This window comes from Rodentibacter ratti, from assembly GCF_002000485.1.
GTDB lineage: Bacteria > Pseudomonadota > Gammaproteobacteria > Enterobacterales > Pasteurellaceae > Rodentibacter > Rodentibacter ratti.
The window spans coordinates 89753-106452 of record NZ_MLAJ01000003.1 but is presented as its reverse complement, the minus strand read 5'-3'; the positions used below and the strand labels follow the sequence as shown (position 1 = coordinate 106452).

The 16700-nt window shown below is 41.4% G+C and carries 13 protein-coding genes and 1 tRNA gene; 11 read left to right on the top strand and 3 right to left on the bottom strand.

From position 1 onward, the window contains the following. The first annotated feature begins 5 nt into the window (after positions 1–5). From ileS to ispH, 3 genes are all read left to right on the top strand, one after another. Positions 6–2831 (top strand): isoleucine--tRNA ligase, encoded by a 2826-nt coding sequence (gene ileS / locus BKG94_RS03600; RefSeq protein WP_077434297.1) that lies wholly within the window; start codon positions 6–8, stop codon positions 2829–2831. 65 nt (positions 2832–2896) lie between these two features. Next, positions 2897–3415, top strand: coding sequence for a signal peptidase II (gene lspA / locus BKG94_RS03595; RefSeq protein ID WP_077434295.1), 519 nt, complete (start codon positions 2897–2899; stop codon positions 3413–3415). Then, positions 3412–4356 carry a 4-hydroxy-3-methylbut-2-enyl diphosphate reductase gene (ispH, locus tag BKG94_RS03590; protein WP_077434293.1) on the top strand — a complete coding sequence of 315 codons (945 nt, stop codon included), beginning with the start codon at positions 3412–3414 and terminating at the stop codon, positions 4354–4356. The genes lspA and ispH overlap by 4 nt, the downstream gene beginning before the upstream one ends. Positions 4357–4411: 55 nt before the next feature. Here the strand turns inward: ispH and BKG94_RS03585 are convergent, their stop codons facing one another. Then, complete coding sequence (locus BKG94_RS03585) at positions 4412–6376, bottom strand: TonB-dependent receptor plug domain-containing protein (RefSeq protein WP_077434291.1); 1965 nt, start codon at positions 6374–6376, stop codon at positions 4412–4414. A 194-nt stretch (positions 6377–6570) separates the two neighbouring features. Here BKG94_RS03585 and glyQ point away from each other — a divergent pair, with 194 nt between their 5' ends. From glyQ to BKG94_RS03545, 8 genes are all read left to right on the top strand, one after another. Continuing rightward, the gene (gene glyQ / locus BKG94_RS03580; RefSeq protein WP_077434289.1) at positions 6571–7479 is read left to right on the top strand and encodes a glycine--tRNA ligase subunit alpha; all 909 of its coding nucleotides are present in this window, start codon (positions 6571–6573) and stop codon (positions 7477–7479) included. A 46-nt stretch (positions 7480–7525) separates the two neighbouring features. Then, positions 7526–8173, top strand: a complete 648-nt coding sequence (locus BKG94_RS03575; RefSeq protein WP_077434287.1) for an FABP family protein — start codon at positions 7526–7528, stop codon at positions 8171–8173. A 24-nt stretch (positions 8174–8197) separates the two neighbouring features. Beyond that, on the top strand, positions 8198–9478 hold the full coding sequence (locus tag BKG94_RS03570) for a histidine-type phosphatase (protein WP_425272257.1): 1281 nt from the start codon (positions 8198–8200) through the stop codon (positions 9476–9478). Next, positions 9478–9927, top strand: a complete 450-nt coding sequence (locus BKG94_RS03565) for a hypothetical protein (RefSeq protein WP_077434285.1) — start codon at positions 9478–9480, stop codon at positions 9925–9927. The genes BKG94_RS03570 and BKG94_RS03565 overlap by 1 nt, the downstream gene beginning before the upstream one ends. Positions 9928–10030: 103 nt before the next feature. After that, complete coding sequence (locus BKG94_RS03560; protein WP_077434283.1) at positions 10031–10726, top strand: hypothetical protein; 696 nt, start codon at positions 10031–10033, stop codon at positions 10724–10726. A gap of 18 nt (positions 10727–10744) precedes the next feature. Beyond that, positions 10745–12811: a glycine--tRNA ligase subunit beta gene (gene glyS / locus BKG94_RS03555; RefSeq protein ID WP_077434281.1), complete on the top strand. Its 2067-nt coding sequence runs from the start codon at positions 10745–10747 to the stop codon at positions 12809–12811. A gap of 86 nt (positions 12812–12897) precedes the next feature. Further along, positions 12898–12974: transfer RNA gene (locus BKG94_RS03550), tRNA-Ile, on the top strand. A 414-nt stretch (positions 12975–13388) separates the two neighbouring features. Beyond that, positions 13389–15215, top strand: coding sequence for a monovalent cation:proton antiporter-2 (CPA2) family protein (locus tag BKG94_RS03545; protein WP_077434279.1), 1827 nt, complete (start codon positions 13389–13391; stop codon positions 15213–15215). An 87-nt stretch (positions 15216–15302) separates the two neighbouring features. On the opposite strand, the gene BKG94_RS03540 is transcribed toward BKG94_RS03545, so the two are convergent. Then, positions 15303–15896 carry an XTP/dITP diphosphatase gene (locus BKG94_RS03540; RefSeq protein WP_077434277.1) on the bottom strand — a complete coding sequence of 198 codons (594 nt, stop codon included), beginning with the start codon at positions 15894–15896 and terminating at the stop codon, positions 15303–15305. Then, positions 15893–16642 carry a 3-deoxy-D-manno-octulosonic acid kinase gene (locus BKG94_RS03535; RefSeq protein WP_077434275.1) on the bottom strand — a complete coding sequence of 250 codons (750 nt, stop codon included), beginning with the start codon at positions 16640–16642 and terminating at the stop codon, positions 15893–15895. Before BKG94_RS03535 ends, BKG94_RS03540 begins: the two co-directional genes overlap by 4 nt. Between the last annotated feature and the right edge of the window lie 58 nt (positions 16643–16700).

Genomic DNA, 16700 nt, shown 5'->3' with positions numbered 1-16700 from the left:
ATAAAATGACAGTCGATTATAAAAACACGCTTAATTTACCGGAAACAGGCTTTCCAATGCGTGGTGATTTAGCCAAGCGCGAACCTGTGATGTTGAAAAATTGGTATGAGAAAAATCTTTACCAAAAAATTCGTGAAGCGGCAAAAGGTAAAAAATCCTTTATTTTGCACGATGGTCCTCCTTATGCAAACGGGAGTATTCATATCGGTCATGCAGTAAACAAAATTTTAAAAGATATTATTATTAAATCCAAAACCGCCTTGGGTTTTGATTCTCCTTATATTCCGGGTTGGGACTGTCACGGTTTACCGATTGAGCTGAAAGTGGAAGGTTTGGTGGGAAAACCAAACGAGAAAATTTCAGCGGCGGAATTTCGTCAAAAATGTCGTGAATACGCAGCGGAACAAGTGGAAGGGCAAAAGAAAGATTTCATTCGTTTAGGTGTATTGGGTGATTGGGATAATCCGTATCTTACGATGAACTTCGATACGGAAGCCAATATTATCCGAACCCTCGGCAAAGTCATTGAAAACGGTCATCTCTATAAAGGTTCAAAACCTGTACATTGGTGCTTGGATTGTGCGTCTTCTTTGGCTGAAGCGGAAGTGGAATACGAAGATAAAGTATCCCCGTCTATTTATGTCCGTTTTCCGGCAGAAAGTGCGGACGAAATTGAAGCTAAATTTAATGCACAAGGCAAAGGTCATGGCAAACTTTCTGCAGTGATCTGGACCACCACACCTTGGACTCTTCCTTCTAACCGTGCCATTGCGATGAATGCAGAATTGAACTATCAACTTGTTCAATTAGGCGATGAGCGTGTGATCTTAGCGGCAGATCTTGTGGAATCGGTGGCGAAAGCAGCAGGCGTTGAAAAGGTAGAAATATTGGGTTCGGTAAAAGGTCAAGCCCTTGAATTGGTTAAATTCCGTCATCCTTTTAATGATTATACTGTTCCTGTGGTTTTAGGCGATCACGTTACCACCGATGGTGGTACCGGTTTGGTACATACTGCACCGGATCATGGTTTAGACGACTTTATTGTGGGGCAAAAATATGATTTGCCGATGGCTTGTCTTGTGGCAAATGATGGTAAATTTATTTCCACGACACCATATTTTGCCGGAAAAGGCGTCTTTGAAGCCAATCCGCTTGTGGTGGAAAAATTGCAAGAAACCGGTAATTTATTAAAAGTAGAAAAAATTACGCACAGTTACCCCCATTGTTGGCGTCATAAAACTCCGATTATCTTCCGTGCCACACCGCAATGGTTTATCGGTATGGAAGTGAAAGGATTACGCCCACAAGCCCTTGGAGAAATTAAACAAGTGCGTTGGATCCCAAGTTGGGGACAAGCACGCATTGAAAAAATGGTGGAAAATCGTCCGGATTGGTGTATTTCTCGTCAACGTACTTGGGGAGTACCGATGACGATGTTCGTCCATAAAGAAACGGAAGAATTACACCCTCGCACCTTAGAATTGCTTGAAGAAGTGGCAAAACGGGTAGAAAAAGCCGGTATTCAGGCTTGGTGGGATTTGGACGAAAAAGAGCTACTCGGTGCCGATGCAGAGCATTATCGCAAAGTGCCGGATACCTTAGATGTGTGGTTTGATTCCGGCTCGACCTATTCTTCTGTGGTGGCTAATCGCCCTGAATTTGCAGGTCACAGTGCGGATATGTATTTGGAAGGTTCAGACCAACACCGTGGTTGGTTTATGTCCTCTTTAATGCTTTCCACTGCAACGGATAATCAAGCCCCTTATAAACAAGTGCTTACCCATGGGTTTACGGTGGACGGTCAAGGACGCAAAATGTCGAAATCCATCGGAAATATTGTCACGCCACAAGAAGTGATGGATAAATTCGGCGGCGATATTTTACGCTTATGGGTGGCATCAACGGATTACACCGGCGAAATGACGGTTTCAGACGAAATCCTAAAACGTGCGGCGGATAGCTATCGCCGTATCCGTAACACCGCCCGTTTCTTACTCGCTAACCTCAACGGTTTTGATCCAAAACGTGATTTAGTCAAAGCGGAAGAAATGATTAGCTTAGATCGCTGGGCGGTAGCTTGTGCATTAGAAGCACAAAAAGAAATTATTGAGGCTTATGATAACTATCAATTCCATGCAGTGGTGCAACGCTTAATGCGTTTCTGTTCCGTGGAAATGGGATCATTCTATTTAGATATTATCAAAGACCGTCAATATACCACCAAAGCAGATAGCCTTGCCCGTCGTAGCTGCCAAACCGCTTTATGGCATATTTCAGAAGCCTTAGTACGTTGGATGGCACCGATTTTATCTTTCACCGCCGATGAAATTTGGCAATATTTACCAAAAACCGAAAATGAGCGTGCGGAATTTGTCTTCACTGAAGAATTTTACACAGGCTTATTCGGATTAGGTGAAAACGAAAAATTAGACGATGCCTATTGGCAAAAACTCATTAGCGTGCGTTCTGAAGTGAACCGAGTGTTGGAAATCGCCCGTAATGAAAAAGTGATTGGCGGCGGATTAGAAGCCGAAGTGACTCTTTATGCCAATGACGAATACTGTGCCTTGCTTGAGCAACTTGGTGATGAATTACGTTTTGTGTTAATTACCTCAAAAGCCATCGTCAAACCACTTGCGGATAAGCCAACAGAGGTAGCAGAAGGCGAGCTTGAAGGCATTGCAGTGAGCGTGGTGCGTTCAAGTGGGGAAAAATGTCCACGTTGTTGGCATTATTCCGATCAAATTGGCATCAATCCTCAACATCCTGCACTATGCCCACGTTGTGTGGAAAATGTAGTGGGTAACGGTGAAGTGAGACATTTTGCATAATGTGATTTGTCATATTCAAAGTGCGGTTGATTTTGACCGCACTTTTCATTTATTTAGGAATTTTTATGACTAAAACCAAATCCGGTCTTTCTTTTCTTTGGCTAAGTGTAGTGGCTTTCGCCCTTGATATCTTCACCAAATATCTTGTAGTTCAAAAGTTTGCCCTCTACGAGAGTGTGAATATTTTGCCGATATTTAATCTCACTTATGTGCGTAATTACGGTGCGGCATTTAGCTTTTTAGCGGATCACGATGGCTGGCAAAAATACTTTTTTATTGTATTAGCTATCGCTATTTCTTTGATGTTGATGTATTTTTTAAAGAAAAATACCGCTGATCAAAAGCTCCAAAATAGTGCCTATGCCTTAATCATTGGCGGTGCATTAGCCAATATGGTGGATCGCACCTATCACGGATTTGTGGTGGATTTTTTAGATTTTTATTGGGATATTTACCACTATCCCGTGTTTAATATCGCGGATGTGGCGATTTGTATTGGTGCGGGCCTGCTTATGCTGGATGTCTTTAAAAGCGAAAAGAAAAAAATCCAAGATAAACAAACAGAAAAGAGCGGTCAAAAATGAAGATAATTTTAGCCAACCCACGGGGATTTTGTGCCGGTGTTGACCGTGCCATCAGTATTGTAGAGCTTGCCCTTGAAATTCACGGTGCACCGATTTATGTGCGTCACGAAGTGGTACACAATCGTTTTGTGGTGAATGGATTGCGTGAGCGTGGTGCCATTTTTGTGGAAGAATTAAGCGAAGTACCTGATGGTGCTATTGTGATTTTTTCTGCCCACGGCGTTTCTCAAGCCGTCCGACAAGAAGCCAAAGATCGTCAGTTAAAGGTTTTTGATGCCACTTGCCCATTAGTGACAAAAGTGCATATGCAGGTGGCACGAGCGAGCCGTAAGGGAACGAAAGCGATTCTTATCGGGCATAAAGGTCATCCTGAAGTAGAAGGCACAATGGGGCAATATAGTAATGATGAAGGCGGTATTTATCTCATTGAAAGTGTGGAAGACATTGCCCGTTTACCGGTGCAAGAAAGCGATGATCTAACCTTTATGACGCAAACCACCCTTTCTTTGGACGACACGGCGGAAACCATTTCAGCATTAAAAGAAAAATATCCGTCAATCCAAGGTCCGCACAAAAATGACATTTGCTATGCCACCACAAACCGCCAAGAAGCGGTGCGTGAGTTGGCAAAATTGTCGGATCTCGTTTTAGTGGTAGGCTCAAAAAATTCCTCCAATTCTAATCGTTTGGCGGAACTGGCTTCTCGTATGGGTGTGCAATCTCAGCTGCTTGATGATCCAGAAGATATTCAAGCCGATTGGTTTGAAAATGTCAAAACCATTGGCATTACCGCAGGCGCATCTGCACCGGAAGAATTGGTGCAATCTATTATTTCTCGCTTGAAGGAATTTGGTGCGAATGAATTAGAAGAACTTCAAGGATTAGAAGAAAATATGTTCTTTGAAGTCCCGAAGGAATTGCGGATTAAAGAAGTGAATTAAAGAAAAAACGGTATCTCAAGTGGGATACCGTTTTTTATGACCGCACTTTTGGGGTTTAGAACGAACCTTTCAATCCAACATAAACATTGCGACCGTCTTGACCGTATTCAACGGCAGTTTCGTATTTTTTATCAAAGACGTTATTCAAGTTTACATACATATTTAGGTTCGGTGAAATTTGATAATTAGCACCTAAATTAACCAAAGTGTAAGATGGCATTTCGACACGTTTTGAAGGGTAAGTCCCCCAATAAGTATCAAACCGTTTTCCAACATAAGACACATTGATGTCAGATCCCAATTTTTCTGTGATTTGATACGACAACCCGGCATTTGCTATATGTTTAGGGCGGCGAATTAAGGTTTCACCTTCTGCACCTAATCTTGCTTCACCATTTTTGATTTGGGTATAGGTGTAGTTTGCATAAGCGGTTAAATCATCGGTGATTCTTCCTTTGTATGCGACTTCAATGCCTCTTACTTTTGTTTTACCCTTAACATTAATTGCTCGGCTGACATTTGTTGCGACAGACTCGCTGCTAATAAAATTATCAACAATTCGAGCAAAGTATGTCATATCTAGGCTATGCTTGTTATCTACCGTTTCTAATAAGAAACCCAATTCTCCACCACGGCTTTTTTCTGGTTTTAAGTCAGGATTGCCGATCCAAGTTATCACCGGGCCAAATGAAGATGTGCCATAGCCATAAAGTTCAGTAAAGGTAGGGTTATGCACCGCTGTACCAAAACTTGCATGAGCTTTAACATTTTCAGATAAACGATAAGCACCAGAAAGGCGACCGGTAAAGGTATTTTTGAAGTTATCACTGTCTGTAAAACGACCACTCACAGAAAGGCTATGATCATCCTCGGTAAATAAACGATATTCTGCGGCAATACTTTTTTCCGTTAGTTTTTGCTCTTTAAATGTCGAATAGGCGGATTGTGCTTCGTAATGTGATTTTTGATATTCACCTAATAAGCTCAAGCCTTGTTTAATATAGCCTTCACGGTCGAAATTAATATCAAGTTGGTAATTGGTGTTTAGTTTTTTCCAGTCGCGGGTATAAGGTGATGCGCTAATATAGTTATAATCATTTTTGATATGGCTGACACTTGCTTTATGTTTGAATAGCTCTTGATCGCTGCCAACATAGCCACTTAATTTGAATGTCGTTTCACGTGTTCTGAAATAGTCTTTATCCGTTGCTTCAGTAAATATTGAGGTATCATTTCTTGTAGTTTGTGAAGAATGTGCGGCTAAAAGTTCAATGCCTTTGTTGTTGTCATCATAGCCTAAACGTAATGAACTGTTATCACGATGGAATTTATCACGTTCAACTGCACCACCTGTTTGGATTTGCGTACCATCTGTTGCGGTATAGTTAAACTTATCTCGGCTTAATACGGAAATACCACGTGTACGATGGCTATTACCGTGAAGGGCATAGTAAAAACCTTGGTTATAACCTGAAACTGTTGCTGAGGCATCATAAGTGCCATGCGAACCTGTGCCTAAATCAAAATCGACATTAAACGGTTTCTCTTTGTAAAGTCCGCTTTTTGTTGTGATATAAACTACGCCACCAATCGCATCACTTCCCCAAAGGGCAGATTGTTCACCACGCAATACTTCAATACGCTCAATATTGCTTAATGTTAAGCCGCCAAAATCAAAACCATCATTGACAGGGTTCATTTTTACACCGTCAATAACCACAACGGTATGATTTGATTCGGCACCACGTAAAAATAGGCTGGTTACCGCACCACGTCCTCCTGTACCTGCTATCGCCACCCCCGGCACGGTTTTCAACACATCACTCACATAAGTGGCATTACGTGATGCAAAATCTTTTTCAGTCAAAACGGTAACAGATGATGCGGTTTGATCTTGATTGACCGGTGTGGCATAAGCGGAATAAACGTTAATGGGTGGCAGTTCTGTGCTGGAAGATTCCCCATAGACAAACGTGGAAGAGCCCAGCAAAAGTGCGGTTGTAATTAAATTTTTTTTCATTGATATGTTCCTTCGGTTAAATAAAAGGGTATTTTGTCATAACTCCTTTTGCTTTCCTAATTGAGATTTTTCATATCAAGCGTTAATTTCATTCATAAAAAAACGCCTATTTCTCACCGCACTTTTCGCCTTTATCCGCCCCTTGCTTTCAAGTATAATGGCGGCATTTTTCATCACATTTGATATTCAAGATTATGAGCAGTCAATTCAACGTAAAAACATTCCAAGGTATGATTCTCGCCCTGCAAGATTATTGGGCAAAACAAGGTTGCACTATTGTTCAGCCCTTTGATATGGAAGTGGGAGCAGGCACATCTCACCCAATGACCGCATTGCGTGCGTTAGGTCCTGAGCCGATGGCATTTGCTTATGTTCAGCCTTCACGCCGCCCGACAGATGGTCGCTATGGTGAAAATCCAAATCGCTTACAGCATTACTATCAATTCCAAGTGGTGATTAAACCTTCACCGGATAATATTCAAGAATTGTATTTAGGCTCCCTTGAAATGCTTGGTTTTGATCCAACCAAAAACGATATTCGCTTTGTGGAAGATAACTGGGAAAATCCAACCCTGGGAGCGTGGGGCTTAGGCTGGGAAGTATGGCTGAATGGTATGGAAGTGACCCAATTCACTTATTTCCAACAAGTGGGCGGTTTGGAATGTAAACCGGTAACAGGCGAAGTCACCTATGGTTTAGAACGCTTAGCCATGTATATTCAAGGCGTGGATAGCGTGTATGACTTAGTGTGGTCAGACGGTCCGCTTGGCAAAACCACCTATGGCGATGTATTCCACCAAAATGAAGTGGAACAATCCACTTATAATTTTGAATATGCCAACACGGATTTCTTATTCTACTGTTTCGACCAATACGAAAAAGAAGCGCAAGAATTATTGGCACTAGAAAAACCATTACCATTGCCTGCCTATGAACGCATTTTAAAAGCAGCGCACAGTTTTAACTTGCTTGATGCACGCAAAGCGATTTCAGTGACTGAACGCCAACGCTATATTTTGCGGATCCGTGCTTTAACCAAAGGGGTGGCTGAAGCCTATCACGCCAGCCGTGAAGCCTTAGGTTTCCCGGGTTGTAAAAAATAACTCGAAAAACGACCGCACTTTAGACAGGATGAAACAGGAGATAAAAATGACCGATTACCAATATCCAAAAGACATTTACACGGAAGCCGAACCCGATGTAAACACCCTTGCCAATCTTGGACCATTAAGTGGTATGGCAGGGATTTGGGAAGGCAAACGTGGGTTGGATATCAATCCAAAAGCAGAAGGTGCGGAGAAAGAGCCCTATATCGAACGTATTGAATTGCAACCCATTGATGCACAGACAAACGGTCCTCAACTGTTTTATGGTTTACGCTATCATACCCGTATTGTACAGCCCAATGAGGTGGAAACTTTCCACGATCAAGTGGGCTATTGGTTATGGGAGCCGGCAACGGGGAACATTCTTTTCACCTTAAGTATTCCACGTGGACAAACCCTGATGGCGACGGGCAATGCACCGGCGGATGCAAAAGAATTTACCGTGAAGGCCGTGCGTGGTTCACTCACCAACGGGATTATTTCCAATCCGTTTATCGAACAAAACTTCACCACGGAAAGTTATACGATTAAAGTCAAAATCAACGATGACGGCACTTGGTCTTACGAGCAGGATACGGTTATGCTGATTCCGAACTATGATGAACCTTTCCATCATACGGATCGTAACCGTTTAACCAAAATCGCAGAACCAACGCCAAATCCGACTGCTCTTGCGGCGCAAGCAGAATAGCGGCTTGGATAAGGGGTAATCCTAATGATGAAAGGTATCTTTACAAAAATTTCCCGAAATTTAACCGCACTTTTCTGCCTTTTGATATGTATTAATGAGGCAGGGGCGAGTGAACAGAAGGATTTATCATCAAAAGATTACCAGTTAGATAAGGTGTTGATTTTTAGCCGTCATGGATTACGTTCACCGGTGGAAAAAGATCCACAGGAAATGGCCAAATATTCCCCTTATCCTTGGGCGAAATGGGATGTTCCGTCCGGTTATCTCACACCGAAAGGCACGATTTTAGAAACCTATTTTGGACAATATTTGGGGCAGTGGTTTAAACAAAATGGCTTACTCACCACAGAACGTTGTGCCACCGGTGAAAGCATTTTTGTTTACGCAAACAGTGTGCAACGAACCATTGCCACCGGGCAGGCACTCATTGCAGGGGCTTTTGCCGGGTGTCATGTTGCTTTGCAACATCAAGGTGAAATCGGTGACGAAAAAGATCCGATTTTTCACACTAAGGCAAAAAATCTTAATATTGCCTTGATTGAACAGGCTAAAAAAAATGTTGATTTAACCGCTTTACAACAAAAACTCGCCCCAAATTACGCTTTGTTAAGTGAACTGATAGATTATCAAAATTCACCAAATTGTTTACAAAAAGCCGAATGTGATTTAGGAGGAAAGCAAGGGGAATATCGTATCGAAGAGGGGAAATCGGTACGGATTACCGGTTCTATCAGCACTGCTAAAAAAATAGTGAGCAGTTTATTACTGGCGCATTATGTGGGCAAATCACCAAACGAGATTGCTAATGGTAACATTGATAGCTTGCAAAAATGGCAGGCGATCAATGAAATCAAAAATGAATATTACCGAACTCTATTTAAAAATAATCAAGAATTGGCACAACATGTGGCTCACCCCTTACTACAATTTATTCAGCAACAATTACAGAGCGAAAATAAAATCACGCTCCTAGTGGGGCATGATTCCAACATTGTCGCATTGCTTGCCGCCCTTGGGGTTGAGCCTTATGAATTAGAAAATTCTTTGGAAAATATTCCCATCGGCGGAAAACTGATGTTTGAAGTGTGGAAACACAACGTAAGTGGTAAACCGAAATTTCGCTTGGAATATGTTTACCAAACCACCGAACAGTTAATCAATCTGACACCATTAAGTTTATCTACGCCCCCTCATCGCATTCCGCTTACATTAGCAGATTGCAATAAGGATAATGACGGCTTATGCGATTACACTGATTTTCAGCAAATTTTACAGCGGAGCTTAAAGGTTAAAGCAGAAAAATAATGTCAAACCATAAGATCAGTTTTTGGCAATTTCTATTTAAAATTGGCGATGATTATTTAACGTTCCTACGCAACCTAACACCTGCGGTATTATTTTTAGCGTTAGCGTTGTTTATGTTCAGTTCTATGGAACGAGCCAAACAGAGTGTCGATATTGGATTAATGCTTTTCTTTGGTCTCTCATCGGCGTTTATTGCTTTTAGTGTTATCTTGATTAACATTGTCGGCTTCAGCAAAAAAATGCTCAAAGCATTAAATGAATTACATCATAAAGACGAAGCTCAGCAAGAAATTAATAGGGAAATGTTCAATTATCTATGGCAAGAAACCAATGCCAAACAGCTTGTTTTCTTCCTTGTAGTAAATATCGTTGCAGTATTTATGGTGTTCGTCTTTGGCATCCGCTATGCCCTGAATTTTTATAGCTCGATTGGGGCATTGGCTAACTAAGTTGGGCTTGGAAAATAAAGTTTTACTTAGGATGAAATATCTTATTTTCGTGCGTGAATTGTGAGAATTTATACATATTATATTTACTGATTGAGGAGTGATTATGAAAGAATATTTTACTTATGATGGCAATTTCTATATTTTATCTATAATAATTATTATAGGTATGGTTTTGTTTGTTTTATATAAAAGTTTTGTATTATCTGGTGTTATTGGTGGGCGTTGTATTTATTCTCTTGATTTAGGTAGAAAAAATCAAAAATATAAATATTATATAAATTTTCTTATGATTGGTTATATAGGGTTAATGTTTTCAAGTTCAAAGTATTCTTTTGAAATATTTGGGCGGAACGTTTTATCAGGAAGTGTAATTATGAATGCTCAATATATTATTATATTAGTGTTTCTTGTTATTTTTCTATCACTTGATCCAATTTTAGATAAAATAATATTCAAGGAAAATGGTGTATTTATAAATTATATATATTATCCATATAATAAGGTTTCTTTATTTAAACCTGCAGCAGCGGCAGCTAATCATGAATTACATATTTATGGTGTAGAAGTAAGAATAGGAGGACGTAAAATAATCATTCCGTGCAAAAATCCGATGACTGCTTTTTTTAATATTGCAGATGTTATTAAACGAAAAAATCCAAATATAATTACAGACTATACTGCAGATTATTACCCTGGCAATACCCCTATTGGAGGAGGAGCTTACAGAGTATGGGATTATACTCAAGAAGAAAGGGAAAGATATACAGAAAAAGAAAGATCCAATAAAAATCAAATTTAATAAAAAAGAGATTAAACAATGACAACCCAAAACTTCCTAGTAGAAATCGGCACAGAAGAGCTGCCGCCAAAAGCTCTGAAAACATTAGCTACTGCCTTTGCAGATAATGTGCAGGTGGAATTGACTCAAGCGGGCTTAACCTTTGACAAAATCGAATGGTTTGCTGCACCACGCCGTTTAGCGGTGAAAGTATTGGCACTTGCCACACAGCAGCCGAGCAAAGAAATTGAAAAACGTGGGCCTGCGGTATCGGCGGCCTTTGATGCGGAAGGCAAACCAACCAAAGCAGCAGAAGGATGGGCGCGTGGTTGTGGGATTACTGTCGATCAAGCAGAACGCCTTGCTACTGACAAAGGCGAATGGTTGGTTCATCGTGCGAAAATTGAAGGTCAGCCGACCAAAAATTTGCTTGGTGAGATTGTGGCAAATGCTTTAGCGAAATTGCCGATTCCAAAACCAATGCGTTGGGCGGACAAAACCGTGCAATTCATTCGCCCTGTTCATACCGTCACGATGTTACTGGGTGATGAACTCATTGAAGGTGAAATTTTAGGTGTGGCAAGTGGTCGCACTATTCGTGGACACCGTTTCTTGGGTGAACGTGAATTTGAAATCCAGCACGCTGATCAATATCCACAATTGTTGCGTGAAAAAGGCTCGGTGATTGCCGATTTCAACGAACGTAAAGCAGAAATTTTGGCAAAATCTCAACAAAAAGCGACCGCACTTGGTGGTGTGGCGGATATTGAGGACGATTTACTCGATGAAGTGACCTCATTGGTGGAATATCCGAACGTGTTGGCGGCAAAATTTGAAGAGCGTTTCCTTGCCGTGCCTGCGGAAGCCTTAGTTTATACCATGAAAGGCGACCAAAAATACTTCCCGATTTACGATAAAGCGGGCAAATTATTACCGCACTTTATTTTCGTATCGAACATTAACCCGGACGATCCGAGTGCGATTATTGAAGGGAATGAAAAAGTGGTTCGTCCACGTTTGACCGATGCGGAGTTCTTCTTCAAAACCGATTTAAAACAAAAATTGGTGGAGCGCTTACCACGTTTGGAAACCGTATTGTTCCAACAACAACTTGGTACATTGCGTGATAAGACCGCTCGTATTGAACAGTTGGCCGGTGAAATTGCCAAACAGATAGGCGCAGATGAAACCAAAGCGAAACGTGCCGGTTTGCTGTCAAAATGTGATTTAATGACCAATATGGTGTTTGAATTTACCGATACGCAGGGTGTGATGGGGATGCACTATGCTCGCCACGATGGTGAAGACGAAGAGGTGGCGGTAGCGTTGAACGAACAATATATGCCACGCTTTGCCGGCGATGAATTGCCGAAATCCCTTGTGGCAAGTGCGGTCGCATTAGCGGATAAATTCGACACGTTAACGGGAATTTTCGGTATCGGACAAGCACCAAAAGGCAGTGCGGATCCTTTTGCTTTACGCCGTGCCGCATTAGGGGCGCTACGCATTATCGTAGAGAAAAATCTCCCTCTTGATTTGGAAGATTTAGTGCAAAAAGCCACCGCACTTTTCGGCGATAAACTCACCAATAAAAATGTGGTTGCGGATGTGGTGGATTTTATGCTCGGACGTTTCCGTGCATGGTATCAAGATGAAGGCATTGCGGTGGATGTGATTCAAGCCGTATTGGCTCGCCGCCCAACCCGCCCGGCAGATTTTGATGCTCGAGTGCGTGCGGTATCCCATTTCCGTACTTTAGATTCCGCAGAAGCCTTGGCGGCAGCCAATAAACGTGTGGCAAATATTCTTGCCAAAGCGGATATTACTATCGGTGAGATTAATTTAAACGCTTGTGTCGAGCCTGCGGAAAAAGCCTTAGCTGAAGCGGTGCTGGCATTAAAAGCCGAAGTGCAGCCGTTAATCGCACAAGGTGAATATACGCAGGTGTTGGATAAACTTGCCAACTTACGTACACCGGTGGACAATTTCTTCGACAATGTGATGGTGAACGCAGAAGATCCAACACTACGCCAAAATCGTTTGGCGATCCTGAATACGTTGCAAAGCTTGTTCTTACAAGTAGCGGATATTTCAGTGCTTCAATAATGGAGTATAAGGGTGGTTGTTTTTTCAGCGACCATCCCTTTCCTTATAGACTTCAACGGATTATTTCTCTATAATCACCGCACTTTCCCCCCTTAGCTCAGTCGGTTAGAGCAGGCGACTCATAATCGCTTGGTCACTGGTTCAAGTCCGGTAGGGGGGACCAAACGGACTTTTCTCTTCTTATTTCTTCTTACCTTTTCATAAACTAAACCCTTAACGCCATTTTACTTTATTTCTTCATACGTTTTCTTACGAGTTTATATGTTTATAGCAAGGAATTTTAGGGGGACGTTTTAGATTCATCAATTTTGTGTACCCTTAAAACGTTCAAGATTCAGTCAATATAGGGGTTAAATCGTATTATTAAATCCAAAATTTATTTAGTATAAAACTGTTATTTGATAGTTTTTATATAAAACGAGTTGTCACCAAATAATATAAATTCGATTAACCTTAATTATAAAAATACTGTGACTAATTATTTCAAATACCTTCTTTATCTTCTACAAATCCTCACTGAAACCAAGTAAAATGTGTCCGTTTTTTACTTTTTTAAATTATTTTTTTGGGAGTGACTATGGCGGCGGAAGGCGCAGGTGATTTAATTCGAGTTGTAGCATTATTAGGAGCAGCGGTTATTGCAGTGCCGCTATTTAAACGTATTGGGTTAGGTTCTGTACTTGGCTATTTAGCGGCAGGATTAGCTATCGGACCCTATGGTTTACATTTGATAGCCGATCCCCATGCCATCATTCACCTTGCAGAATTTGGTGTTGTGATGTTCTTATTTGTGATTGGGCTTGAGATGAAACCTTCACACTTATGGAGCTTGCGCCGCCAGATTTTTGGGCTTGGCAGTATGCAGGTGATTATTTCCGCTATTTTAATGACTATTGTTGGTGTCCAATTTGGCGTATCTTGGGAAGTCGCCTTTGTTTCTTCTGCCGGTTTCGTATTGACTTCCACTGCTATTGTTATGCAGGTTTTAGGTGAACGTAAAGAACTTTCTACAAAGCGCGGTCAAAAAATCGTTTCGATTTTACTTTTTGAAGATTTATTAATCGTACCATTACTTGCCGTTGTAACCTTTCTTTCTCCTTTTGAAAAAACAGAAGCTTCTATGCCTTGGTGGCAATCGGCCGGCATTGCTATGCTTGCTTTAGCGGTATTAGTGTTTATTGGCCGGTTCATTTTAAACCCGGTTTTCCGTATTTTAGCAAATGCCAAAGCCCGTGAAGTGATGACGGCCGCAGCGCTTTTTGTAGTATTAGGTGCGGCATTGTTAATGGAAGAAGCCGGATTATCTATGGCGATGGGGGCTTTTGTCGCCGGTGTAATGTTGTCTGAATCCGCATTCCGCCACCAATTAGAGGCTGATATTGAGCCTTTTAGAGGACTGTTGCTTGGACTCTTTTTCCTCGGTGTCGGTATGGCATTGGATTTGAAAGTCGTTGCGGAGAATTGGCAATTAATTTTCCTTGGTGTGATTGTTTTGATGATCACCAAAGGTCTCTGTATTTATGTTGTCGCCCGACTCGCTAAAAGTACCCATAAAACAGCGTTGGAACGCACTCTTTTAATGGCTCAAGGGGGGGAGTTTGCTTTCGTTCTTTTTGCCGCTGCTTTGTCTAAAGGCGTAATTGATGAAACGGTCAATGCTAATATGACGGCAATTGTTGTACTTTCGATGGTGATGACACCAATTATTTTGGTTCTCTATGAGAAATACGGTGCGAAAGATAAAGAGGAAGATATTCAAGCGGATGAAATTGATGAACAACACCCAATTCTTATTGTAGGAATGGGGCGCTTTGGACAAATTGTGAATGATTTGCTGCGTTTGAGCGGTTATGCCACCACGGTGGTGGATCTCAATCCAAATATGATTAAAGGTTTCAATGAGTATGGCATTAAATCTTATTTCGGTGATGCCTCACGCCGTGAATTTTTAATTGCGGCGGGATTAGAACAGGCTGAAATGCTCGTTGTTGCCATTGACAATAAAGAGCAGGCATCTGCCATCGTGCATTTTGCCCGTGAAGTAAACCCAAATATTAAAATTATTGCTCGAGCCTATGATCGTTTTCATACCTTTGATTTATATGATGCGGGGGTAAATGAAGCGGTTCGTGAAACCTTCGATTCTGCGGTTCGTACCGGTCGGGTGGCACTTGAAAACCTTGGTATGGAAGCGGAAGTGGCAAAAGAAATTGCGGAATATTATTTCCATGCTGATCGTCATGAAGTGAAATTAATGTCGCAAGTGTACGATCCTCAAGCCCAGTTCTTTAAAAATCCGGCACTACGGGATATTGCTCGAGAATGCGACCAAAAAATGGCAGCTGATATTCAAGAAATCTTGCTAAGAGCGAAAGAAAAAGAGCTAGAACAAGAAGAAAACTAAAACATTTGACAAAAATGACCGCACTTTTAAGCATTAAAGTGCGGTCATTTATTTTCCTTTTTTGGCATTATATAACACCGGTTTTTATTAAACGCTCAATTTTACCTTTAATTCTTGCAATGCCCGTGCACGGTGAGAAATTTTTTTCTTTTCAGTTGTTTCCAGTTCTGCAAAGGTGCAGCCTTGTTCCGGACTGAAGAATAAGCTGTCGTAACCAAATCCGTTTTCCCCTTTTTCCTCAAAACCAATTACACCGTGGCATTCGCCTTCTGCAATGATTGGGGAAGGATCGGTGGGGTGGTGTAATAACACAATACAGCTCACAAATTTTGCTTGGCGTTTTTCCTTTGGTACATCGGCAAGTTCTGCCAATAATTTTTGACGATTTTTGGCATCATTGCCTTCTTCTCCGGCATAGCGGGCGGAATACAAACCCGGTGCGCCATTCAGCGCGTTGACGACTAGACCGGAATCGTCCGCAATCGCTGGTAAGCCTGATTTTTCTGCTGCATAGCGAGCCTTCAATAAAGCATTTTCCACAAAGGTCAGTCCGGTTTCTTCCGGGCTTTCAATCCCTAAATCCGTTTGAGCGATAACCTCAAATCCGAATGTGGCTAACACATCTGCCATTTCTTTTACTTTGCCTTGGTTGCCGGTGGCAAGTACAATTTTCTGCATTATTGTTTATCCTTTTTGTTGAAATTTTGATGATAACCGGAGATTAATTTTGCCCAGTTTTGTTCTGTAAATTGGATTTTCATTCTTTCTCTTTCTTTCATAAAAGAGCGGTGTAAACGGTTCAAGTTTTCCGTTTTCCAAAAATCCCCTGATTTTTCACCGCACTTATCAAAATCCAGCAGCCAACATTTTTGTGTGAGATCTGTGTGTTGAACCAGAATATTATGGGCGTTGAGATCCGTATGGCAAATTTGCAGATCGTGCAGTTGACGAATTAACCCACCGATTTGTTGCCAAGTTTCATCAGCAAGATGTTGAGTTTGCAAAAGTGCGGTCAAATCCTGTGCATTTTCGATCTTTTCGGTGAGAATATCTGCTTGATAGCAAACGCCAATCTTACCTTTTTTTATGCGTGCGCCAATGGGCTTAGGGACAGGTAAACCCGCTTCATACAAGCGTTGTAATAAAAAAAATTCTGCGAAACTGCGTGTTTGGGGAAGGCTTGAAAAATGATAACGATCTTTATTGAATTTTCCCCATAAACCGCCTCGATAATAATGACGAAGGGCACAATTTACGCCAAACCAATCTTGTGTTGCCAAAAAGTAAGTGGTTCCCCGACCTTTCGCCGAGCCAAGAATACGGTTTTTTGTTTGCCAAAATTGAGGGTCGAAAAACTGATGTTGTTGGTCAAAAGTGCGGTCAAAATTGAAGACAAAAAATTGGTTATCTTGTTGGAACTCAAGCATTTTAGATGGATTGAATGATAGAAAATGCCCCCATTCTACTTTAAAATAACGCTAATTT